Origin of the sequence: Prevotella herbatica, from assembly GCF_017347605.1 — a bacterium.
GTDB lineage: Bacteria > Bacteroidota > Bacteroidia > Bacteroidales > Bacteroidaceae > Prevotella > Prevotella herbatica.
The window spans coordinates 1,895,333-1,920,028 of the sequence record NZ_AP024484.1 but is presented as its reverse complement, the minus strand read 5'-3'; the positions used below and the strand labels follow the sequence as shown (position 1 = coordinate 1,920,028).

At 38.1% G+C, this 24,696-nt stretch carries 22 protein-coding genes; 12 read left to right on the top strand and 10 right to left on the bottom strand.

Annotated features, from left to right (window positions below; all coding sequences use genetic code 11):
* Positions 1-15 precede the first annotated feature (15 nt).
* The 5 genes from murG to ftsZ all read left to right on the top strand — a co-directional run bounded on the left by murG (position 16) and on the right by ftsZ (position 6,355).
* The gene (gene murG, locus prwr041_RS07075) at positions 16-1,122 is read left to right on the top strand and encodes an undecaprenyldiphospho-muramoylpentapeptide beta-N-acetylglucosaminyltransferase (protein WP_207153136.1); all 1,107 of its coding nucleotides are present in this window, start codon (positions 16-18) and stop codon (positions 1,120-1,122) included.
* Positions 1,122-2,498 carry a UDP-N-acetylmuramate--L-alanine ligase gene (gene murC, locus prwr041_RS07070; protein WP_207153135.1) on the top strand — a complete coding sequence of 459 codons (1,377 nt, stop codon included), beginning with the start codon at positions 1,122-1,124 and terminating at the stop codon, positions 2,496-2,498. The genes murG and murC overlap by 1 nt, the downstream gene beginning before the upstream one ends.
* A gap of 78 nt (positions 2,499-2,576) precedes the next feature.
* Complete coding sequence (locus prwr041_RS07065) at positions 2,577-3,512, top strand: cell division protein FtsQ/DivIB (protein WP_237072171.1); 936 nt, start codon at positions 2,577-2,579, stop codon at positions 3,510-3,512.
* A 19-nt stretch (positions 3,513-3,531) separates the two neighbouring features.
* A complete protein-coding gene (ftsA, locus tag prwr041_RS07060; RefSeq protein ID WP_207153133.1) occupies positions 3,532-4,977 on the top strand; it encodes a cell division protein FtsA in 1,446 nt (481 codons plus the stop codon).
* A 46-nt stretch (positions 4,978-5,023) separates the two neighbouring features.
* Complete coding sequence (gene ftsZ / locus prwr041_RS07055; protein WP_207153132.1) at positions 5,024-6,355, top strand: cell division protein FtsZ; 1,332 nt, start codon at positions 5,024-5,026, stop codon at positions 6,353-6,355.
* Between the two features lie 79 nt (positions 6,356-6,434).
* On the opposite strand, the gene recO is transcribed toward ftsZ, so the two are convergent.
* The gene (recO, locus tag prwr041_RS07050; RefSeq protein WP_207153131.1) at positions 6,435-7,160 is read right to left on the bottom strand and encodes a DNA repair protein RecO; all 726 of its coding nucleotides are present in this window, start codon (positions 7,158-7,160) and stop codon (positions 6,435-6,437) included.
* 245 nt (positions 7,161-7,405) lie between these two features.
* Here recO and rpsT point away from each other — a divergent pair, with 245 nt between their 5' ends.
* From rpsT to prwr041_RS07025, 5 genes are all read left to right on the top strand, one after another.
* Entirely contained in the window at positions 7,406-7,660 is a 255-nt protein-coding gene (gene rpsT, locus prwr041_RS07045; protein WP_207153130.1) for a 30S ribosomal protein S20, read from the top strand.
* Between the two features lie 212 nt (positions 7,661-7,872).
* Complete coding sequence (gyrB, locus tag prwr041_RS07040) at positions 7,873-9,843, top strand: DNA topoisomerase (ATP-hydrolyzing) subunit B (RefSeq protein WP_207153129.1); 1,971 nt, start codon at positions 7,873-7,875, stop codon at positions 9,841-9,843.
* A gap of 69 nt (positions 9,844-9,912) precedes the next feature.
* The gene (locus tag prwr041_RS07035; RefSeq protein ID WP_207153128.1) at positions 9,913-12,270 is read left to right on the top strand and encodes a glycoside hydrolase family 95 protein; all 2,358 of its coding nucleotides are present in this window, start codon (positions 9,913-9,915) and stop codon (positions 12,268-12,270) included.
* Positions 12,270-13,193, top strand: a complete 924-nt coding sequence (locus prwr041_RS07030; RefSeq protein ID WP_207153127.1) for an alpha-L-rhamnosidase — start codon at positions 12,270-12,272, stop codon at positions 13,191-13,193. The genes prwr041_RS07035 and prwr041_RS07030 overlap by 1 nt, the downstream gene beginning before the upstream one ends.
* Positions 13,194-13,252: 59 nt before the next feature.
* Positions 13,253-14,128, top strand: coding sequence for a helix-turn-helix domain-containing protein (locus tag prwr041_RS07025; RefSeq protein WP_207153126.1), 876 nt, complete (start codon positions 13,253-13,255; stop codon positions 14,126-14,128).
* A gap of 12 nt (positions 14,129-14,140) precedes the next feature.
* On the opposite strand, the gene prwr041_RS07020 is transcribed toward prwr041_RS07025, so the two are convergent.
* Genes prwr041_RS07020 through gpmI form a run of 3 tightly spaced genes read right to left on the bottom strand, consistent with a single transcriptional unit; the run spans position 14,141 to position 16,959 of the window.
* Positions 14,141-14,728 (bottom strand): DUF3109 family protein, encoded by a 588-nt coding sequence (locus prwr041_RS07020; RefSeq protein ID WP_207153125.1) that lies wholly within the window; start codon positions 14,726-14,728, stop codon positions 14,141-14,143.
* 33 nt (positions 14,729-14,761) lie between these two features.
* On the bottom strand, positions 14,762-15,427 hold the full coding sequence (ung, locus tag prwr041_RS07015; protein WP_207153124.1) for a uracil-DNA glycosylase: 666 nt from the start codon (positions 15,425-15,427) through the stop codon (positions 14,762-14,764).
* Positions 15,428-15,435: 8 nt separating this feature from the next.
* A complete protein-coding gene (gene gpmI, locus prwr041_RS07010; protein WP_207153123.1) occupies positions 15,436-16,959 on the bottom strand; it encodes a 2,3-bisphosphoglycerate-independent phosphoglycerate mutase in 1,524 nt (507 codons plus the stop codon).
* 118 nt (positions 16,960-17,077) lie between these two features.
* Between gpmI and prwr041_RS07005 the strand changes: the two genes are divergently transcribed.
* On the top strand, positions 17,078-17,470 hold the full coding sequence (locus prwr041_RS07005; RefSeq protein ID WP_207153122.1) for a hypothetical protein: 393 nt from the start codon (positions 17,078-17,080) through the stop codon (positions 17,468-17,470).
* A gap of 163 nt (positions 17,471-17,633) precedes the next feature.
* Here prwr041_RS07005 and prwr041_RS07000 read toward each other — a convergent pair whose 3' ends face one another.
* From prwr041_RS07000 to prwr041_RS06985, 4 genes are all read right to left on the bottom strand, one after another.
* Entirely contained in the window at positions 17,634-17,822 is a 189-nt protein-coding gene (locus prwr041_RS07000; RefSeq protein ID WP_207153121.1) for a hypothetical protein, read from the bottom strand.
* Positions 17,823-18,692: 870 nt separating this feature from the next.
* Positions 18,693-19,022 carry a TM2 domain-containing protein gene (locus prwr041_RS06995; protein WP_207153120.1) on the bottom strand — a complete coding sequence of 110 codons (330 nt, stop codon included), beginning with the start codon at positions 19,020-19,022 and terminating at the stop codon, positions 18,693-18,695.
* 19 nt (positions 19,023-19,041) lie between these two features.
* On the bottom strand, positions 19,042-19,383 hold the full coding sequence (locus prwr041_RS06990) for a DUF2752 domain-containing protein (RefSeq protein ID WP_237072170.1): 342 nt from the start codon (positions 19,381-19,383) through the stop codon (positions 19,042-19,044).
* A gap of 49 nt (positions 19,384-19,432) precedes the next feature.
* A complete protein-coding gene (locus prwr041_RS06985; protein WP_207153119.1) occupies positions 19,433-19,756 on the bottom strand; it encodes a CD225/dispanin family protein in 324 nt (107 codons plus the stop codon).
* Positions 19,757-20,115: 359 nt separating this feature from the next.
* Here prwr041_RS06985 and prwr041_RS06980 point away from each other — a divergent pair, with 359 nt between their 5' ends.
* Entirely contained in the window at positions 20,116-22,455 is a 2,340-nt protein-coding gene (locus prwr041_RS06980; protein WP_207153118.1) for a glycoside hydrolase family 3 C-terminal domain-containing protein, read from the top strand.
* Positions 22,456-22,480: 25 nt separating this feature from the next.
* Here prwr041_RS06980 and prwr041_RS06975 read toward each other — a convergent pair whose 3' ends face one another.
* Both prwr041_RS06975 and prwr041_RS06970 read right to left on the bottom strand, forming a co-directional pair.
* Positions 22,481-23,182, bottom strand: coding sequence for an ABC transporter ATP-binding protein (locus prwr041_RS06975; protein ID WP_207153117.1), 702 nt, complete (start codon positions 23,180-23,182; stop codon positions 22,481-22,483).
* Positions 23,183-23,208: 26 nt separating this feature from the next.
* Positions 23,209-24,600 (bottom strand): DUF5687 family protein, encoded by a 1,392-nt coding sequence (locus tag prwr041_RS06970; protein ID WP_207153116.1) that lies wholly within the window; start codon positions 24,598-24,600, stop codon positions 23,209-23,211.
* Positions 24,601-24,696 lie beyond the last annotated feature (96 nt).

Genomic DNA, 24,696 nt, shown 5'->3' with positions numbered 1-24,696 from the left:
AGAAATTTATAAGAAATGGACAAGGATTTAAGAATCATAATCAGTGGCGGAGGAACAGGAGGGCACATCTTTCCTGCAATATCAATAGCAAATGCTATCAAAGCTAAACGTCCAGATGCTAAGATACTCTTCGTAGGAGCTCTTGGTAGAATGGAAATGCAGCGCGTCCCTGCGGCTGGATATGAAATTAAAGGATTACCAATATGTGGTTTTGATCGCAAGCACTTATTAAAGAACTTCGTTGTGCTCCTAAAAATTTGGGAGAGCCAGCGCAAGGCAAAGAAAATCATTAAAGATTTCAAACCTATGGCTGCTGTTGGCGTTGGTGGATATGCAAGTGGTCCAACACTAAACGTATGCGCAAGTAAAGGTATCCCTTGCCTAATTCAAGAACAGAATTCTTATGCTGGAGTGACAAACAAACTTCTCTCCAAAAAAGCAGATAAGATATGCGTTGCCTATGATGGTATGGAACGTTTTTTCCCAGTTGAAAAGATCATTATGACAGGAAATCCTGTTAGACAGAATGTATTGGAAACTACGATTTCAAAAGAAGAAGCTCGCAAACAGTTCGGATTGGATCCTGAAAAGAAGACTATACTTCTTGTCGGTGGAAGCCTAGGCGCACGTACTGTAAACGAAAGCATTCTGCAGCATCTAGATGTAGTAGAGAATAGCGGAGTACAGTTCATTTGGCAAACAGGTAAATATTATAATACTTCAATAATGCAGCAGTTGGAAGGCAAGAACTTACCTATGCTGAAAGTTACAGACTTTATTAGCGATATGGGAGCAGCATATAAAGCTGCCGACTTGGTAATAAGCCGTGCTGGAGCTAGTAGTATTAGCGAGTTCTGTCTGATTGGCAAACCAGTTATTCTTGTTCCATCACCAAACGTGGCAGAAGATCACCAGACCAAAAATGCCATGGCATTGGTCAACAAGGATGCAGCAATGTTTATAAAAGACTCCGAAGCAGCAGACAAACTTCTTCAGATAGCTGTAGACACAGTAAAAGATGAAGATAAAATTAATTCTCTTAGTGAGAATATTAAAAAACTTGGATTGACAAACTCTGCCGACGTAATTGCCGACGAGATTATAAAATTAGCAACAAGATAATGGAATTAAAAGATATTAAAGCTGTATATTTTATTGGTGCCGGTGGCATTGGAATGAGTGCCATCGCAAGATATTTTATAAACAAAGGTCTGGTAGTAGCAGGTTATGACAAGACTCCATCTGAACTAACACATCAGTTGGAAAAAGAAGGTATGCTCGTTCACTATGATGAAAGTGTTGAGGATATCCCACATGCATGCAAGGACGCAAAATCGACTCTGATTATCTATACGCCAGCTATACCTGCAGAACACAAAGAACTAGTATTCTTCAGAAATGGTGGATTTGAAATTCAGAAACGTGCACAGGTTCTTGGAACTTTGACACGAAGCCATAAAGGACTTTGCTTTGCTGGCACTCATGGTAAGACAACTACATCAACAATGTGTGCACATATCATGCATCAAAGTCATCTTGATTGCAATGCTTTTCTTGGTGGAATATCAAAGAACTATGGAACAAATTATATTCTATCAGACAATAGCGATTACGTAGTTATTGAAGCTGATGAATTTGATCGCAGTTTCCATTGGCTTAGTCCTTGGATGAGTGTTATCACAGCTACAGATCCTGACCATTTAGATATCTATGGAACAAAAGAGGCATATCTTGATAGCTTTCGTCATTACACAGAATTAATACGCGAAGGTGGCGCTCTCATCATACATAAGAATCTTGAGATGATCCCAAATGTCAGCGATGGAGTAAAAGTCTATGAGTACAGCCGCGAGGAAGGTAACTTCCATGCAGAGAACATAAAAATAGATAATGGAGAAATCTCTTTCGATTTTATTTCTCCTATCGAAAACATAAAGGATGTAAAATTAGGACAACCTATTCCTATTAACATAGAGAACGGTATTGCCGCTATGGCTATGGCACAGCTGAATGGATGTAATGCTGAAGAAATAAAGTACGGTATGCAGACTTATGAAGGTGTAGATCGTCGCTTTGATTTCAAAATTAAGAACTCAAAGCATGTATTACTGTCAGACTATGGGCATCACCCAAAGGAAATTTTACAAAGTGCAAAGAGCTTAAAAGAACTTTTCAAGGGAAGAAAAATATCAGCTATATTCCAACCTCATTTATATACTCGTACACGCGATTTTTATAAAGATTTCGCTGACGCACTGAGCAACTTCGATGAGGTGATTCTAACCGAAATATATCCTGCTCGTGAACAGCCTATTCCTGGTATCACTAGTGAGATTATATATGATAATTTAAAAGATGGTGTTGAAAAGGACATGATAAAGAAAGATGACGTACTAAACTATGTGAACAGTCGTGATTTCGACGTGTTAGTAGTTTTGGGTGCTGGAAACCTTGACAATTATGTTCCACAAATAGCAAAGATTATCGAGAGCAAATAGTTTCAATAGTCACGAATGCGCATAAACTGGAAAAAAATATTAATTATAACATTAGACTCTGCTCTAGCAATTTATCTGATGTTTGCTTTCACCGCCTTCAACAAGCCGGATGAAAAGACTAAGTTATGCACAAAAGTGAATATAAATATTCAAGACGAAGCTACAAACGGTTTTATTGATACACATGAGATTAAGAACCGTTTGAGAAAAGGTAATATATATCCGCTCAAAATGCCTTTGGATGATGTAAATTCACGCAAAATAGAGGAGACGTTAAAATCTAGTCCTTTTGTAAAAACTGCCGAATGTTACAAGACACAGGATGGTCAAGTGTGTATTACTCTGACTCAAAGAATGCCTGTGGTGAGAATAAAGTCTGATAGAGGTGACGATTATTATCTAGATGATAACGATTGCATAATGCCTAATTCGCATTACACATCTGACCTCATAATCGCGACAGGACATATTACAAAATGGTTTGCCACTAATTACATTTCCCCTCTAAGCAAAACACTTATGGAAAACGACTTATGGAAAAACCAGATTGAGCAGATCAATGTAATGCCTGATTTAGGTATAGAACTTGTACCCAGAGTGGGCAATCATATTGTATATATCGGTCAACTACCTTACTGCAAATATAAAAAGCTGAAGAATAAAATCGTATCTGATTTTGTAAACAAAAAGATGAACCGTTTGGAGAAATTCTACAAGTATGGCCTTTCACAAGCTGGTTGGAATAAATACAGTTACATAAATCTAGAATTTGACAATCAGATAATATGCAAAAAGGTCTTCAAAGAAAAGAAAGATGACAAGAGCATAGAAAGCGCACTTGCTGTAAGCGACAATATTGGGGGAATACCAGTAAAGTCACAGGAGGTAAGTAAAACAGGAAATCTATCACCAGAAAAAGGTAATAAGCCTGAAGCCAACAAGACAACTTCGTCAAAGAAGGAATTAAGTGGAAATACAGCAAACAAGAAGGTAAATAACAAAACAAGAATTTGAATTGATAAAGATATAAAGCATGGCAGAATTTATTGTTGCTATTGAACTGGGATCAACTAAGATTACCGGTATCGCTGGAAAGAAAAACCTTGACGGCAGCATTACGGTGTTGGCTGTTGTCAAGGAAGATTCCACACAATGCATTCGCAAAGGTGTGGTATATAACATAGATAAGACCGTACAGTGTCTCACTAATATCATAACTAGGCTTAAGACTATTCTTAAGAGTGATATAGCACATGTTTATGTTGGTGTGGGAGGACAATCTATACGTAGTGTCAAAAACGTTATAGTAAAAGACCTGCCAGTAGACACAATCGTTACCCAAGAAATGGTTAACGAACTCATGGATGCCAATCGTGCCATGAGTTATCCTGACATGGAAATACTTGAGGCTGCTACTCAAGAATACAAAGTAGACCAGCAATATCAACTTGATCCTATTGGCATACAGTGCAACAGACTAGAAGGTAACTATCTTAATATTCTTTGGCACAAAACATTCTACCGCAATCTAAACAAGTGTTTTGATTTGGCAGGCATAGCAATCGCTGAAATGTATCTCGCTCCAATGGTACTAGCAGATAGTGTTCTTAGCGAGGCGGAGAAAAGATCCGGCAGTGTTCTTGTAGACCTTGGAGCAGAAAGCACTACTGTTTCAGTTTACTATAAGAACATACTTCGCCACTTGGCAATCATCCCTCTAGGCGGAAACAATATAACAAAAGATATCGCTTCTTTGCAGATCGAAGAATCAGATGCAGAGAAGATGAAAATAAAATATGCTAGCGCATACACAGACAACAGTGACATAGACAACAATCTGATGTTACCGATTGACTTAGATAGACAGATTGAGAATCGTAAGTTCATAGAGATTATAGAAGCACGTCTTGAAGAAATTATTGAAAATGTATGGTTTCAGGTTCCAGCTGAATATGCAAACAACCTTTTAGGAGGATTAATCCTTACGGGCGGTGGTTCGAATATGAAAAATATCGAAACGGCATTCCGCAACCATACCCGAATTGACAAAATTAGAATCGCCAAATTTGTATCACTAACTATCAATTCAACAAATGAGGATATAAATGCTCACGATGGTAAAATGAATACAATTCTGGGTATTCTTGCTAAAGGCGATATGAACTGTGCAGGAACAGAAATCAAGGCAGACCTTTTCAGTAGCACTGCTGAAAACAAACCTGCAATGACTACAGCCGACATACATAACAAACCTCGAACTCTCACAGAAACAACAGGAAGTGGAGTTGTTAGAACTGAAGCTGAAAAGATAAAGGCCGAAGAGGAAGAAAAGAAAAAGAGAGAAGCTGAAATTGAGGCTGAAATAAAAGCCAAAGAATTGGAAGAAGAGCGTAAAAAGAAAAAAGAAGCCAGCACTATCCACAAGACTATAAAGGGATTGAAAGGATTCTTCCAAAAGATGATATCTGAAGACGAGTAATTCTCTTCTGATAATAATTTAAGTTTCACATTTTAAATTAGACAACATGGCTGATAATAATAGCAAACCTTCAATATTGGATTTCGGTGAACCGAAAGAAAACAGTATCATCAAAGTTATTGGTGTTGGTGGTGGTGGCGGTAACGCTGTAAACCATATGTATCGTGAAGGCATTCACGACGTATCGTTTGTACTATGCAATACTGATAATCAAGCACTCAATGACTCTCCTGTCCCTGTTCATTTGCAGTTAGGAAAAGAGGGACTTGGTGCAGGAAACAAACCTGCGAAAGCTCGACAAGCAGCTGAAGAAACTATTGAAGAGCTAAAATACATGTTAAGTGATGGCACTAAAATGGCTTTTATCACTGCTGGAATGGGCGGTGGTACAGGTACAGGTGCTGCCCCTGTAATAGCAAGAGTTTCAAAAGAACTAGGCATACTTACAGTCGGTATCGTTACAATACCTTTCCGCTTTGAAGGTGACAGAAAGATTGATCAAGCTTTAGATGGAGTTGAAGAAATGTCAAAACATGTTGATGCACTCCTTGTGATCAATAATGAAAGACTTCGGGAAATATATCCTGACCTTACTGTCCTTGATGCATTCGGAAAAGCTGACGACACATTAAGTATTGCAGCAAAGAGTATTGCTGAAATCATAACAAACCATGGTTTAATAAACCTTGACTTCAATGATGTAAAAACTGTATTGAAAGAAGGCGGAGTTGCTATCATGAGTACAGGCTATGGAGAAGGAGAAGGCAGAGTCAAGAAAGCTATTGAAGATGCACTCAATTCACCATTGCTTAATGATAATGACATTTTCAACTCAAAGAAAATTCTGCTTAGTATCAACTTCTGTAATGAGAAGAATGATAATTCAGGTTTGATGATGGAGGAGATGAATGATGTCAACGACTTCATGGCAAAATTCGGAAGTGATTTTGAAATCAAATGGGGACTAGCTATTGACCCTGAACTTGGAAAGAATGTCAAGGTTACAATCCTTGCTACCGGATTTGGTATAGAAGATGTTGATGGTATGAATGGCCATCTTAAAAAACATACACAGGAGGAAGCCGACAGAATAGCACAAGAGGAAGAAAGAAGGGCTGAAAAAGAAGAAAGACGCGGTCATTACTATGGCAGCATTGGAAAGAACAATCAATACAAACGCCGTCCACATATATTCCTTTTCCGTCCTGAAGACCTTGACAACGAAGATGTAATACTTGCTGTTGAGAATACACCGACCTACAAGCGCACAAGGCAAATGCTTGATGAGATACGTAATCAAGCATCAGGTGCTCCTTCAAATAACAACGACGAGAAGAGCAATCAAGAACCTACACAAGGTATAATTAGTTTCGCATAGAACAAATAGATAGAAAAAGAAAAGCAGTCTTAATACTCAAGTATTATGGCTGCTTTTTTTATTCAGCATATTTGTACGTCTACCGATACAATTCTTTTAGTACATCATACGATTTCAGTTCGGGAAACTTAGGCACATGCAACCTATAATAAGAAAGTACGACATCAACTAATCTATTTCTTTCAATATGTGACATCTTAAAAAAATGCATGTTTGAATAATCCATCCTGCAAAAGGTTGACAATAACGAAGTGTCATCAGTCGATAAATATTCTCTATGAAAAGGCGGCATACTTATATAGCAACCACTCCTCAAATCAAAATAACAGCCTTTCTCGTAGTCATCAAGATTAGGGTAAAAACCTATAAACTTTAATAAGTGGATCATGTAAACCAAATGAAAATTAGTAAAGCCTTCACTACAACTATCCAACCACTTCAGACTATTTATTACATATCCAAACAGAGGAATATTCTTTTGTTCTCCTCTTATGGCATAAAAAGTAAATTCTGCAAGAAATAGGGATATGACCATTTTATACTGATCAAATGGCACAGAGACAAAGGGGAAAGCAATACCAACATATTTAAATTTTTGCAAACCTTGCTTTTGTCTATAGTCATATTCTACATCAAGAATAGAAAATGGTTGAAAGTATTGCTTCTTTATCTTTGCCTTAGCTGATGAAGAAATTGGTGCGACAAAAGACACGCGACCATGCTCTTCGGTAAACAAGTCCACTATAATCTTGTCCTCACCGAATTTAAAAGAATGCAATACTATGGCTCTACTCTTTATTATCATTGTCATTCAAAGTTAATGTAAAAGACCGAAAAAACAAAATTTAAAGAGAGAAATACAAAAAAAATCACTTTCTATTAAAATAATTCTGTAAATATTTGGAGGATTGGGGAAAAAGTCCTAACTTTGCACCCGCAATTTAAGCCATGGTCCCTTCGTCTATCGGTTAGGACGAGAGATTTTCATTCTCTAAAGAGCAGTTCGACTCTGCTAGGGACTACAAGTAAAAATAAAAAGTATAATTTAAGATGGCAAATCACAAATCATCAGTAAAGAGAATCCGTCAGACAAAGACAAAGACTCTGCACAATAAATATTATGCAAAGACTATGCGTAACGCAGTTCGCAAACTTCGCACACTCTCTGACAAGGATGAAGCAATTAAGCTCTACCCAGTTGTACAAAAGATGTTGGATAAGTTGGCTAAAGCTAACATTATCCACACAAACAAAGCTGCTAACATCAAATCAGGTTTAGCACTGTATATTAGCAAGCTAGGTTAATATTACCTTGTTTGTTTTTCAGTAAAGGTCGTAATTTCTTAAGGAATTACGACCTTTATTTCGTTTTGACACATCCACTTTAGAAACAAATCATTTCAAACATTCATTTTTAGCATTAATACACCTCGTTTTTTAAGTATTTTAGTGTATAAAAGTTTCGTAATATGTCTATTTTTTAGTATCTTTGCAACTAAATATTACTAATCAAAGAAATGGTAGAAAATCAAAACAACGAGGCAAGTTATTCAGCCTCGAATATTCAGGTTCTCGAGGGTCTTGAAGCTGTACGTAAGCGCCCAGCTATGTATATTGGCGACATTAGTGAAAAAGGTCTTCATCACCTTATTAACGAAACTGTCGACAACTCTATTGACGAGGCAATGGCTGGATATTGTACAGACGTTGAGATTACTATCAACGAAGACGGTTCTGTTTCCGTTGAAGATAATGGTCGCGGTATACCAGTTGATGAGCATAAGAAACTTCACAAGTCTGCTCTTGAAGTCGTAATGACTGTACTGCATGCTGGTGGTAAGTTTGACAAAGGATCATATAAAGTCAGCGGTGGTCTGCATGGTGTAGGTGTAAGTTGCGTCAACGCACTTTCTATCCACATGCTTTCGCAGGTATTCCGCAACGGAAAGATATATCAACAGGAATACGAAAAAGGCAAGCCACTTTATCCCGTTAAAGTTGTTGGTGAAACTGACAAGCGTGGTACACGCCAACAGTTTTGGCCAGATCCTACAATATTCACAACAACGACTTTTAAATGGGACCTTGTTGCGAGTCGTATGCGTGAGCTTGCATACCTTAATGCAGGTATCAAAATCATTCTTACTGATCTTCGTAAGGACGAAGAAGGAAAGACTCGTCAGGAAGTATTCCATGCCAAAGACGGTTTGAAGGAATTCGTTCGTTATGTAGACCGCCATCGTCAGCATCTTTTTGATGATGTAATCTTCCTTAAAACTGAAAAGCAAGGTACTCCTATTGAAGTAGCTATTATGTATAACACAGATTACTCTGAAAACATCCATAGCTACGTAAACAACATTAATACTATTGAAGGCGGTACTCACCTTACAGGTTTCCGTGCTGCGCTCACACGTACGTTGAAAAATTATGCAGACTCAGACTCTACAATATCAAAACAGATTGAAAAGGCAAAGATAGAGATTGCTGGTGAGGACTTCCGTGAAGGTCTTACAGCTGTTATATCAATAAAGGTTGCTGAGCCTCAGTTTGAAGGTCAGACAAAGACCAAACTTGGTAACAGCGAAGTTGCAGGTGCCGTTCAACAAGCTGTGGGTGAAGCTCTATCCAACTATCTGGAAGAACACCCAGTAGAGGCTAAAAAAATATGTGAGAAAGTAGTTCTTGCAGCTACTGCACGTATCGCAGCCCGTAAAGCTCGTGAAAGCGTACAACGCAAGAGCATTATGGGAGGAGGCGGACTTCCTGGTAAGTTGGCAGACTGTTCAAACAAAGATCCACACGAATGCGAAATATTCCTTGTCGAGGGTGATTCAGCTGGTGGCTCTGCAAAGCAGGGTCGTGACCGCTATACACAAGCCATTTTACCTCTTCGCGGTAAGATTCTTAATGTAGAAAAAGTTCAATGGCATAGAGTATTCGAAGCTGAGTCTGTAATGAATATCATTCAGAGTATTGGAGTTCGTTTTGGTGTTGAAGGCGAAGACGATCGTGAAGCTAACATTGACAAACTACGTTACGACAAGATTATAATCATGACCGATGCCGATGTCGATGGTTCTCACATCGACACTCTTATCATGACGTTATTCTATCGATTCATGCCTAAAGTCATTGAAGACGGACATCTTTACATTGCTACTCCTCCACTCTATAAGTGTACTTACAGAAAAGTCAGCGAATATTGCTACACAGAGCAACAGCGACAGGCTTTCATCGATAAATATGTTGAAGGAAAAGAAGATGACAAAGCTTTGCATACACAGCGTTACAAAGGTTTAGGTGAAATGAATCCTGATCAGCTTTGGGATACAACTATGAATCCTACATCACGCCTCCTAAAACAGGTTACAATTCAGAATGCAGCTGAAGCAGACGAAATCTTCTCCATGTTAATGGGAGATGACGTTGAACCACGCCGCGAATTTATTGAGCAAAATGCCACATACGCAAATATTGACGCTTAAAAGATAAACAAAATATATTTCAATCCCTCTCCTCCTGCAGGAGGGGGATTTTCATTAATATTCACGATTATGAAAAAGTATATACTCACATTCCTGGTAATAGCACTATCACTAACTGTGTCTGCTACCCAACTGCCTATGAGATTATGGTATAACTCTCCGGCGCAGTATTTCGAAGAGTCGTTACCAATTGGTAATGGTAAGCTTGGGGCACTTGTATATGGTAATCCTGACCAAGACATCTTATATCTCAACGACATAACTTTTTGGACAGGAAAGCCTGTTAATCTTAATGAAGGTGATGATGCTTACAAATATATTCCGCTTATACGCCAAGAATTGTTTAAAGAGAACTACAAAGAAGCAGACATACTCCAACACCTTGTTCAAGGACATAATTCAGAGAACTACCAACCACTTTCAACACTAAAGATAAATGACTACGCAAAGGGCAGTGTATCAAACTATTATCGTGAACTTGACATTGACAGTGCAATCACAAAGATAAGATATACTCGCGGCGACGTAAATTTCTATCGTGAATATTTCTCAAGTAATCCTGATAAATTGATAGCCATTCATCTAAGCGCAAGCAAGAAAGCATCAATAAATTGCGAAATCCTTCTAACCGGACAAACACCACACAAGGTAAAAGCTTCTGATAAACAGATAACCATGCTTGGAAATGCCATTGGTGATCCAAAAGAGAGTATCCATTTCTGCTCTATCCTTAAAGCAAACAATAAAGGTGGAAAGATTGAAGTTACCGATTCTACCCTTCAGATTATCAATGCAGATGAAGCAACCTTATATTTTGTAAACGAGACTAGTTTCAATGGCTTTGATAAGCATCCTGTAAACGACGGAGCAAATTATATTGAAAATGCCACTAATGATATCTGGCATACAGTAAACTACACATACCAGCAGTTCCGTGAACGTCATATTTCTGACTATAGAAAGATTTACACTAGACTTTCACTCAACCTTAACGGAGCTAAATACGATAACAAAAGAACTACCGAGCAACAGTTGAAAGACTATACCACTGATGGTGGAAACAACAAATATCTGGAAACACTTTACTTCCAATATGGTCGCTATCTGCTTATCAGCAGTTCACGCACACCTTCCGTGCCTGCCAACTTACAAGGTCTTTGGACACCGCATAAATTTTCCCCATGGCGTGGAAATTACACCGTAAACATAAATCTTGAGGAAAATTATTGGCCCGCAGAAGAAGCAAATCTATCTGAAATGGTAATGCCGTTAAACGGTTTCATTTCATCATTGGCAAAAACTGGCAAATATACTGCCAAACACTATTATGGGGTAAACCAAGGATGGTGTTCTAGTCATAATTCAGATATATGGGCTATGTCTAATCCTGTTGGAGAAAAGCAGGAAAGTCCAGAATGGAGCAATTGGAATATGGGAGGAGCATGGCTCGTAAATACCCTTTGGGAACACTATGACTTCAACAGAGATAAGAAATACCTACATGATACAGCCTATCCATTAATGAAGGGAGCAAGTGACTTTATGCTGAAATGGCTAATAGAAAACCCCAAAAAGAAAGGTGAACTGATTACAGCACCAAGCACAAGTCCTGAAAATGAATACGTAAACGACAAAGGATATCATGGTACTACATGCTATGGAGGAACAGCCGACCTAGCTATCATACGTGAACTTCTCACAAACACCCTGAAGGCTGCACAAGCACTTAATACCGACAAATCATATCAAGATACTCTTGCATCGACTATCAAACGCCTGCATCCATACACTGTAGGACACATGGGTGATATCAACGAATGGTATTATGATTGGGACGATTACGATTTCCAGCACCGTCATCAAAGCCACCTCATTGGTTTATATCCAGGACATCAGATAACAGTTACAGCCACTCCTGAACTTGCAAAAGCGGCAACACGCACTTTAGAAATAAAGGGTGACAAGACTACTGGTTGGAGTACTGGCTGGAGAATAAATTTGTGGGCACGTCTCCATCGTGCTGATATGGCTTATCATATTTTCCAAAAACTACTCACCTATGTAAGTCCTGACAACTATAAAGGTCCTGACCGCAAGCACAGCGGAGGAACATATCCAAACCTTTTTGATGCACACCCACCTTTCCAGATTGATGGCAACTTCGGAGGAATAGCTGGAGTTTGTGAAATGTTGATGCAAAGTGACGGCAACACCATACAACTTCTTCCTGCATGCCCTGCCTCATGGAAGACAGGTTCAATAAAAGGACTTAAAGCCAGAGGTGGATATATTGTAAATATGGAATGGAAAAACGGAAAGGTTATAAATGCTGAGATATTCAGTACTGTTGGCGGTACAGTTAAAGTAATATACAATAATAAAGTAAAGACCATTACACTAAGCAAAGGGAAGAAAAAGAAAATCTAATGAGAGAAATAATGATAGGTCTACTTTTAATGATATCCTATGGTATAAGTGCACAAACTCTTATGCCAAAATGGATATCATACCCAGAAGTTGACTCTACATCACAGATTTGGTTCAGGCAGACATATATAAATAATCAACGCCCGGAATTAGCCAACATCAGTATAACGACAACAGGGCAGATTGAGCTCTGTGTAAACGGATATAATGTGTCAACAGACACACGACTGCCTTTCCGTACATATAGCGAAAACGACGAACCTATACGCATGACATTCAATGTAACAAGGTTTCTTCGTCCTGACAGCAATACAATAGCGGTATGGTACAGTCCTTCATATCCCCACGTTCAATCTCAACAAATTTCTCTCAACTATTACGGAGCAATGTCAGATGGCGAACAGTTTTCCTACAACGCTAATGACGATTGGCTCTGTAGAAAAGCGAATATTTCATTAACAACTGATGGTGAAGAAGAATTTATTTCACCATCAAATGATGCTGTTTGGAATTCTTCTGAATACGAACCAGCATGCTGGATAAGTGCAAAGCTGCAATACAAAGATAAAACAAGTTCGATTTCTGATTACGCATCATTCTACAACTCTCGACGTGTCACGAGAATAATACGACCCGAATGCCAAAGGATTGGCAGAGACTCCATTGTATATTGTTTCAATCCTGCATTTCAAGGCTACGTACGCATCACGCTACGTGGAGCAAAGAAAGGCGAAAAATTAGATATCGGAGGACTCAAATACACATGCAATGGAGATCTTGATGAACAGGCATACAGAAAATTCACAGATAAATATTGCGATTACATTATTATCTGTGGCGATAAGAAATTCAGAAGAAGCCAAATACAAAGTGTGGAAGGAATCGAAATAAATACTTATTTTCACGCTAATTGGTTATATTGATGCATTATTTTTAAATAAAAGATAGCTAAGAATTCCATTTTTTGCATTACCTTTGTAAAATGAGTTCACTAAGTAGAGAAATTACGATAGCATCAACATTGGAATTGCACCAAAGCAGTCACATTGATGAAGACTTACTGCTGATTGATTCCTTAGCTGATTTGCCATTCCCAGACGAGCCCAAAAGAATGGGTTGTCTGCTAATAGCACTGTGCACAAAAGGCGAGGCTAGATACACAGTAGATACAGTAGAATACTTCGTCCATCCAAATGATATGCTTATAGTCAGCCCTGGACAAGTTGCAAACAACTATCTACTAAGTCCTGATTGTGATGGTATAGGAATACTTGCGTCTGACAAATTCTTCAGAGAGATTATTTCTAATATCCATGAACTTTCGTCGCTCTTTTTGTTTTCAAAAAATAATCCTGTATGCGGACTTCATAATGATGAGTCAGAAATGCTACAGAAATACTATCGCCTACTTAAAGAAAAAGTAGATCTTCAGGATCACCATTTCCGCGTTGAGACCGTAAAGTCTTTACTACAGACTGTTATTTATGATATCAGTAATACGATTTATCGTATACAAAATAATGATAGTCGCAAACGTACAAGAGGAGAGAATATTTTCTTTGACTATATCAACCTTGTAGAGCATAATTTCAGAAATGAACGACGTGTAAGTTGGTATGCTAAACAACTAAATATCACAGCCAAATATCTTTCAGAAACAGTTAAGTCCATAAGTCATCGTACTCCCAATGAGTGGATAGACTATTATGTAACTTTAGAAATTCGAGTACTTCTTAAGAATACATCAAAAAGCATTAAAGAAATATCTTTGATTTTAAATTTTCCTAATCAAAGTTTTCTTGGAAAATATTTCAAAGAACACGTAGGCATGTCACCTACACAATACAGGCGTAGCTGATATAATTGTCAGCTACATCTTTTTCAATTGTTCCGCCACCTCACATAATTCGGCATACCATTCTGCACCAAAACGACGTGTAAGAGGTCCTTCAAGAAACTTGTAAACAGGAAGATTAAGTTCTCTACCTTTTACCACAGCATCCTTGCACACATCCCAACGGTTATAATTTATTCCTACAGTGCCATTTTTAAACTCCTTAACCCTTATAGGATAAAGTGCACACGATATAGGCTTCACAAAATCTGTTTTTTTAGCACGATAAGCTCTTTCTAATGCACATAAACAGCACCCGTTCTCATAGCAAGTAAAAACACAATCCTTTCCATTTACGATACTCGTCACCAAGTCTCCTTCCTGGTCAACATACGCAACTCCTTGCTTGTCCACAATAGCTTGGGCAGATGCGCTCATGTCTTTCCACACTGTGTCTAGCGAATCCTCAATCCCCCCTATCTCATCAAGAGTAACTGGGGCACCAGCATCTCCTTCAACACAGCATTGACCTTTACACTTATCAAGATCACAACAAAAATTTTCTGTGAATATATCGGGAGAAACCAATACGTTTCCCACCTGAACTATATGTAAATCATCCATAGATTTAAACCGTTATCCGAATATTTGCGAATATCACCATTCCACAGGAGTCTCTCCCCTACTTACTAGATATTCATTACATTTTGAAAACTGATGGTTACCAAACCATCCACCACGATTGGCTGATAGTGGAGACGGATGCACACATTCCAATACAAAATGTTTGCTATTATCAATAAGATATTTCTTTCCACGAGCAAAACCACCCCAAAGCATAAACACCAATCCTTCACGATTGTCGCTAAGAGCCTTTATAGCCGCATCAGTAAATTCCGTCCAGCCAAGTCGCTGATGACTATTCGCCATGTGAGCTTTTACAGTCAGCGTTGCATTAAGCAGCAACACTCCTTGGTCCACCCATCTTGTCAGATCTCCAGTTTTCGGCATAGGCTTTCCTAGGTCCATCTGGATCTCCTTAAAAATATTAATAAGTGAAGGTGGCATAACAACGCCATCAGGAACAGAAAAGCTCAATCCCATAGCCTGACCAGGTTCATGATATGGATCCTGACCTATTATCACCACCTTCACTTTATCGAATGGGCAAAGATTGAAGGCATTGAATATCAAATGTCCAGGAGGATAACATTCTCCATGCAGATATTCATCACGTACCATTGATGTGAGATTAACAAAATACTGCTTGTCAAACTCTTCACCAAGATACTTTCTCCAACTTTCTTCAATCTTTACATCCATAATAACAATTACTTATTGTCAGAAATAAGATTTTCACCAGTCATATCTGAAGGCTGTTCCATTCCCATTATATGAAGAAGAGAAGGAGCAACATCCGCAAGACGACCGTCCTTTACAGTTGCAGAATTATTATCTGTAACATAAATGAAAGGAACTGGGTTCAGAGAGTGCGCTGTGTTTGGAGTACCATCCTCGTTTATCGCATTATCAGCATTACCATGGTCTGCGATAATCACAGCCTCATAGTCATTAGCCTTTGCAGCCTCAACAACCTCTTTCACACAGTTGTCTACCGCCCATACAGCCTTAGCAATTGCATTGTATATACCAGTGTGGCCTACCATATCACCATTTGCGAAGTTTACAACAATAAAGTCATACTTGCTCTCATTGATAGCAGCAACCAATTTATCCTTAACTTCAAAAGCACTCATCTCTGGCTTCAAGTCATAAGTAGCAACCTTTGGAGAAGGAACCAAGATTCTGTCCTCACCCTCGTATGGAGTCTCGCGACCACCATTAAAGAAGAATGTTACATGAGCATACTTTTCAGTCTCTGCTGTGTGAAGTTGCTTCTTACCGCTTTTAGAAAGATATTCACCAAGAGTATCCTCAACATTTTCCTTAGGGAATAAAATGTGAACACCCTTGAAACTTGAATCATAAGGAGTCATGCAATAATACTGCAAGTTCTTTACGGTCTGCATACCCTCTTCAGGCATATCCTGCTGAGTAAGAACCTGTGTTAATTCCTTTGCACGGTCGTTACGGTAGTTGATGAAGATAACAACATCACCATCGCTGATAGTTCCGTCAACCTTAGAGTTATTGATAGCCTTGATAAACTCGTCAGTTACGCCCTCGTCATAACTTTCCTGCATAGCCTTAACCATATCGTCAGACTGCTTACCCTCACCTTTTACTAGCAAGTCATAAGCCTCTTTAACACGGTTCCAACGCTTATCACGGTCCATAGCATAAAAACGACCAATAACACTTGCGATGTGAGCGCCATTGTTTTTACAACAATTATCAACCTGCTCAATAAATCCTTTACCGCTCTTTGGATCAGTATCGCGACCATCCATAAAACAGTGAACATATACATCTTTCAGATTGTATTCCTTGCCAATCTCTATCAACTTATAAAGATGATCAAGAGAAGAGTGTACACCACCAGAACTAGTAAGACCCATCAAATGAAGCTTCTTACCTGTCTTCTGTGCGTAGCTATATGCGTTTATAATTTCTTTATTCTTTAGAATGTCACCACTTTGACAAGCCTTGTTAATCTTAACAAGATCCTGATAAACAATACGACCTGCGCCAATATTAAGGTGACCTACTTCAGAGTTACCCATCTGTCCCTCTGGCAGACCAACATCTTCACCTGAAGTCTGTAGCTGAGAGTGTGCAGAAACTGCTGTAAGATAATCAAGATAAGGAGTTGGGGTATTATAAATAACGTCACCCTTACCATGTTTGCCGATTCCCCATCCATCGAGAATCATCAATAAAGCTTTCTTTGCCATAAAATATAATAAACTTAAAATTCGAATTTCAAATGCAAAAATACGAATAAGGAGTGAATTACCAAAAATATATTTCATATATTTGCAGCCGAAAACAAAATTAAAATTAATATTATCTATGTTAGAAAGAGATTACATCATGCGCCTTATACAAGAGTTTATGGCAGCACTTGAGAGAATGTTGGAGAAACCAGAAATTGAAGCTAGACGCAAGGAGATACAAACTCTTTACGATAAATACGTTGGTCCTTATACTTTTTATCATACTGCAACAGTAGACGAAGCACTTGATGCTCTTGCTGGAGTTGATGAAGAACACAGAATTGGCAAGATTGAGATGCTTGCTGAACTATGTTACAGTGAGGCACGCATGTATTCAAAGCCTGAATCAGATCTACTTCTTGACAAAGCCTACAAACTTTTTGATTATCTTGAGCACAACAGCGGAACTTTCTCTTTTGACCGCAGAAACAAGATGAACTTCATTATGAGTCAAAAAGTTAGCATTTAATTACTATTTTAGTGACTCTTAATGCAAGAGTAAGGGTGTCTTCCCTGCGTTTTTGTTTTATTTAGCTACGAAGCTACGGCATCTCTCGCAAAGCCTATAAACAGAAGGGTAACGAAACGTAGCTTATAGAATTTAGCTACGGCAAGCTACGTTCTAGCTACGTCTACTTGTGCTGTTTTAACGATGAAATGTATTCTATGAGTGAATTTGTCAAAGAAACGTCAGCTGCAGCAGAAGAACTGAGGATGTTTAAATTGATGCTGTAAACGAAAGCAGAATTATCAAGCTTGTTTAAATATTCTGCTGAATTCCGCTGAATTCTCGGCAAAGATACAGCAAAAATTTTGTCCATGCAATCAGATTTAGGTTAGCCTGTTAGCCAAAGTTTAAACTACTGGGTGCTATACATCATAATACACGTGCGCACGTATGCGCATACTCTGGGTTTTTCGTAAAAACAAGTGTCGAAGTGTCTATCCATTGAGCCTCAATTTGTTAGAATACTTTTCAAGTGGTATTAAGTGTCGGCTATTTGTCGGTAAAATATGAGGGAGGTTTTTCTTCATTTCGCATTGCGTTTTACGAAGAATTACGAGGCGTTTTGCGATGTTTTGCATTGCGTTTTACGTTATATTGCATTGCGTTTTACGAAGTAATAGGAGGCGAAACATCGTAGGAACGTTTGCATTTCTATATGGAACTAGTTGTGTTTCTATATAGAAACGCATGTAAAATCCGATATTTGACCGTCAAATCACCGTCACTTTATTTAATCAAATTCGTCGATAAAATAGTGATATTCATTATGTTGACACTTCGACACTTATGTTTTTCAAAACCCTAAGTGTGCGCGTGTGTGTACGTACATTATATATGCACAGAAATAGTAACGTAGCTAAGACGTAGCTCATCGAAGCTAAATTGACCTAGCTACGTATCGTTTTTCCCAGTGTTTATAGGCATTGCAAGAGATGCCGTAGCTACGTAGCTAAAAACACTAAAAAATGCAGAGAAGACAGCCAAAATGTACAAAAATTAAATTACCACAAAGGAATCTAGACTCAAACATTTTTATCCCGTTAATGTCACCCACCCCGCAAATAAGAAAGTTATGGCATTAAAAAACTTTTTCTGGTTAAGAGTTGTGCCCTTAGCCAGAAAAGGTTGCTATTAAATAAGTTGTTTGAACTTATCAGATTTTTTGTCAGATTGGTCAAAGAAATTACATCATCATCAGAGTTTCATAATTTTTTGTCCTTGTAAGGTCACTGATATAGAACAAATCTACAATCCACCAGATACCTAATCCTCCACATGTCAAGAGCTTTAATATTCCTAGTCCTACATCACCTACATATATTCTGTCTACCCCATAGGCACCAACAAGAATAGATAAAATCAAAGCTATAGTTGGATCCTTCATCTGAGCTAGATATGCACAGGCAAAGCTGTAATCCAAGTTATCTAACTTATCGTTAACTTCATTAATGGCAGTTACTGGAAATCTATTGCTATAGAGTGCCATCAACTGAGTTTTTTGGTCTGCTTCCATTTGTTATATTGTTATAATATTATATTTTTAGAATATTCCTAATTATAAGCCATAGGAAGAATGTTATGATATAAAACCATACGACATATCTGTTTTCAATAATATCAGAAAGTCTTTCCTTCGCCTTTCCTTGTGGCATTATCCATGCAATGGCAAATAGGGACGCATAGGGCAATGAATATGCCAAATAGTAATTATAAGCTATCGCCTCGTGCCAATGTCCATGAAGCATCGAATAGATAAAACGCTGTATTCCACAACCAGGACAACTAAGCCCCGTAATCAACTTAAAAGGGCATTTTGGCATAAACCAATAGCTGCAAGGATTGAGAAAATAAAGTCCCAATAAAACTACAGCCAAAATGATTATTACGATGCCAAGATTTCTCAATATATTATCAAAGTAATGATTATCTCGTTAGAGAATGACATGCAAGGTTAAACAATAAATATATTATAGATACGACCAATCCTGTAGCTATACCAATATAGCTCCACTTTTTAGCCTCATCAGCAGAAGCCTGCGCAGCCGCATATTGTTTCAGTATAAAAAGATTATTTACCTGACTTGCCTTTATTATGGCTACAATACCAAAAGGAAGGCAACAGCATATTGTTGTTAAAATAGCTAACACAAGATTATTAGCTGGTTTTACGATTACATGCTCTTGTGAATTTTCATGTTCTGTGGTCTGTTCAACTACATGCTCGTTTGAATCAAAATTTTGTTCCATATTATTACAATTAGTTTAGTCGTTAATCAATAAGTAAATCATTTTTAATATGTATTTCTCATTGTTAGTTTGCAAATATAAGCAAAATATTCAATAATACCAATAAAAATATTGTAAACATTTAACAACACCATATTATAAATCAGAAACAGCTCGTTTTTGCAAGATATATATACTATCTAAAAATACTATTCATTGCTTTGTCTGTCAGTATGTTAACGCATATACTATCAAACATGCTACATCTGTTAATAATATATGTATCATTGGTTATAAATACTAACAAATAGCATATTCAAATTTGGTATATGAAATAAATAATACTATATTTGCACTGCTAAACAACAAAATACCTTAAAATGAAAAAAATCATTATAGGCTGCACAGCCTTATTATTATCAACGACAATGATTGCACAAAATGCACCTCAACTCAATGCTAAGAACATTGACAGCGTGATTAAGGCTATGACTCTTGAAGAAAAAGCTCAACTTCTCGTAGGTGGAGGCAACGATGGCTTCGTTGGATCAGGTTCCATGCTTGGACACCAAAAGAAAATTGTAGCAGGAGCTGCAGGAATTACTGTTGCCATTCCAAGACTTGGCATTCCTGCAACAGTTGTTGCTGATGGACCAGCTGGAGTCCACATCGACTCACACCGCGGAGGTACTACTCAAACTTTCTATGCTACAGGATTTCCGGTTGGTACTTGTCTAGCTTCAACTTGGAATACTTCACTTGTATATAATGTTGGTAGAGCCATGGGTAACGAGGCTCTGGAATATGGAGTAGACGTTATTCTTGGTCCAGGAATGAACTTACAAAGAAGTCCTCTCTGTGGACGTAACTTTGAATACTATAGTGAAGATCCTATCGTGACTGGTACTATTGGTACTGCTATGGTTAATGGAATACAGAGTCAAGGCATAGGCGTGAGCGCAAAACACTTCGCTGTCAACTCCCAAGAGAGTGATCGTACGCGTGTTGATGAAAGAGTTTCTCAACGTGCGCTGCGTGAACTTTATCTAAAAGGCTTTGAAATAATGGTGCGCAATAGCAATCCATGGACAGTTATGTCGTCATACAACAAGATTAACGGTTTATACGCACAAGGAAACAAGGGATTACTTACCAATGTTCTGCGCAATGACTGGGGATTTAAAGGCATTGTTATGACTGATTGGATTGGAAAGCGCAAAGACCTGCCAATAGAAAGTGAGGTAGCTGCTGGCAACGACCTTATGATGCCTGGTTATCCTGCACAGGTGGAAGATATTGTAAATGCTGTTAAAGCTGGCAAACTTGACATCAATGATGTAGACCTATGTGTGAAAAACATGCTGGAATATATTGTCAAGACACCTAGATTCAATGGCTATAAATACTCTAACAAGCCCGATCTTGAAGCTCATGCACAGATTACTCGCCAAGCCTCAACAGAAGGAATGGTATTGCTGAAGAATGATGGGCACACATTGCCTCTTAAAAATATCAAGAACGTTGCTCTTTTCGGTGTAAACTCTTATGATTTTTTCAGCGGTGGTCTTGGTTCAGGATGCGTCAACGTACCTTATGTTGTGGATATGCTTAACGGGCTTAAAAATGCAGGAATAGGTACAACACCACAACTTACTGAGATTTATCAGAACTACGTGAAATATGCGACAGCAAAACTGAAAGCTGACAAAAACCCAGAAATGTGGTTCCTTGATCAGGGGCAGCCTAAACTTGACGAGATTGAAATTACAAAACGATGCATTGAGCACGAAATAAAAGGTGCCGACGCTGCTATTATTACCATTGCCAGACAAGCAGGCGAAGGCATTGACAGACAGATTGAAGGTGAATTCAATCTTACGGATAACGAAAAGAGTATGATTTCTAGAGTAAGTGATGCTTTTCACGCAGCAGGAAAACCTGTTATCGTTATCATTAACTCGGGAAGTGTGATGGAAACGACTTCTTGGCGTGATCGTGCTGATGCTATTCTTGTAGCTTGGCAACCTGGAGAAGAAGGAGGAAACAGCGTAGCTGATGTTCTGACAGGTAAGGCTAATCCTTCTGGACACTTAACGATGACATGGCCGATAAGCGTAGCTGACGTACCTTCAACAAAGAATTTTCCGCAGAATCCAGACTATTATAACCTTACAGACAAAATTGCAAGCGGACAAATGAAGGGAGTTGACTATACAAACCACGAAGAGGATATATACGTAGGTTACAGATATTTCGACACATTTGGCAAGCAGGTGGCTTATCCTTTCGGTTACGGACTTAGCTATACAACTTTTGAATATGGCAAACCTACAGTAAAGGAACATGGAGACAAGATTGAAGTGTCTGTAAGCATAAAGAACACCGGAAAGGTTGCCGGTAAGGAAGTTGCTCAGGTTTATGTCACAGCAGCAAAAGGTAGCTATGAAAAACCAGCAAAAGAGTTAAAAGCTTATGCTAAAACCGACATGCTTAAAGCTGGACAAAGCCAAACTTTGAAGATGACTATCAACAAACGTGACCTTGCTAGCTTTGATGAAGCGGAAAGTCAATGGAAAGTTGATACAGGAGTTTATACGTTTAAAGTAGGCGCTAACGTTGAAGATATCAAAGGACAGGCTACACTTAACATAAAAGGATATACCGAGAAAGTAAGCGATGTGTTGAAACCTCAACATAAGCTTAATCTACTACATCAATAAATTTGGAAAGGTATTTCGGGGCACATTATGCTCCGAAATACTCTTCTAATTCTTTCATTGCACTACCCTCTTCATTCTTCAAATCCTTAATTACTTGTCCTTTTTCCAGCAACAATATTCTTGTTGATATATCAGACACGAAATTAAGATTGTGACTAGACAATATAACGGTCATGCCAAATTGATGACATGCAGTCTGTATCATCTTTGCAATATTTATCTGTGAAGAAGGGTCTAGATAATTAAATGGTTCGTCAAGAAGAAGCACCTCGGGATTAATGATCATGGCACCAATAATACCTATCTTCTGACGATTACCCTCTGAAAAATCACGAATATACTTCTTTGTGCCTAAGATTTCATCATGCATCAGTGATGAATAATTTTCAAGTCGTTGATTAATTGTTTCAGTAGGAATATTGTAAACTTTTCCTATGAATGTGAAATATTCCTCTGGGGTATAGAAATCTATCAAAAAACGCCCGTCAATAAACGAACCTGTATATTGTTTCCACTCCTCTGTTTCATTAACCTTCAAACCATTACTATAAACACAGCCTTCGTCTGCCTTGATAAGATCCAGAATAAGGCGCATCAAAGTAGTTTTTCCTGCACCATTATTTCCCACCAATCCAATTAGTTCACCTGAACCAAGAGAAAGTTGAGGTATATCCACTACTGTCTTATCACCATATATCTTTATAAGATTTTCGATCTTTATTTCCATATTCGTTTTGATTTAAATTATATTCGTTATTTGCAGAATGTCTCCATTCTCTTATATCTTATACTCATGAAGCGATTGGCTAGCGACTTGAGAACTATTCTATGCAAAAGCAGAGCTATTATTCCAAGTGAGGCCACGATAGACTCAGCTATATAAGTATTATCAATACAAAGCATAAGCGCGCCATAAATGCCCATAGGTATCAATATTACAAAACCATAGAGATTTATTGCCATATTAGCACCCTGATAGTTGAAGAACGCCGAAGAAAACAGATCTATACGTTTTGAGAAAAGACACGTTGGCATCATGATAATGTTAACGATAGCACAGAAGAAAAACGTTGCTACGAGAAGGTCTATTCCCCAATAACCCAAGAAAAGGCCTGGAATATAAGGTATAATCATCACAAGATTGATAAGCATAAGAAAATAATACTTTGTACATAACATCTCATAAATAGACATAGGCTTTGTCATGATACCATGGAAGAAATTACCCTCAACACCAAATACCCACTGTCCAAGCAACATTGATGGGAATGCCATAGCGAACATCACAATTATAGATAATCCACCAACACCAATACCTTCATGGCTGTGAAGTGACAGTGCCTGAGTATATACCTGAAATAAGAATACTATAGGAATAAATATCATCGCCTGACGAAGACGCTTTGAACGAAACACACTTATATATTCCATACTGAATAGCGATATATCACCTAGACTACGCACTTTCGAAGTATGAGTTTTCTGCTCATTATAGTGTTTTATGCTACACATATACTTATACAGGACGAATAAGAAGAGCAGCGTTATAATAATCATGCCGAAAATTGCGGCTATATCAATATTGAGTCCAACAGACACAGCATAAAAGACTGAAGCGACAATATAATATACAAGAAGTCCTATGAACAGAGGCAATTTATACTCCCATCCCTGAGCTTTACGCAGACATGTAAGCATGAGTCCATCTGTTATACTGACACAGAAAGCAAGCAAAAAGGTAAGAAATGCATATCCTATTGGCATAATGAAACACGAAATACCGAAAAGCAGCACAGGATTTACCCAATTCCAATAGTCAGCAAGGTTCATAATGATAAGGAACTTATTCCAAGAACTTTCCAAAACGGGACGTGACTTCAGGTAATCATCCATTCCAGCAGCTTCCTGCTTCATTAGCAACTTCATTAGAATGCCCATCACAGAAAAAGTCATGACCAACGGAATTGCAATTTTCTGAGTTATATCATTGTGGATATTAAAATTACCGTCCTTACGTATTTGTATGTAAGCCCCGATAATACCAGAAATAATGATTAACAGGATATACAAGAACCACCCCATTCTCTTCCAGTCGAAGGTTCTTCTTTTTTGTATCCACCAAAGATTTAAAAGTGTTTTCAACATAAAATGTGCATCTTTTTAGTGACTATTCGTTTTGTCACAAATAATAATTGATTGCAAATATAAAAAAAATCGACAAGAATATTGCCGATTTTTAAA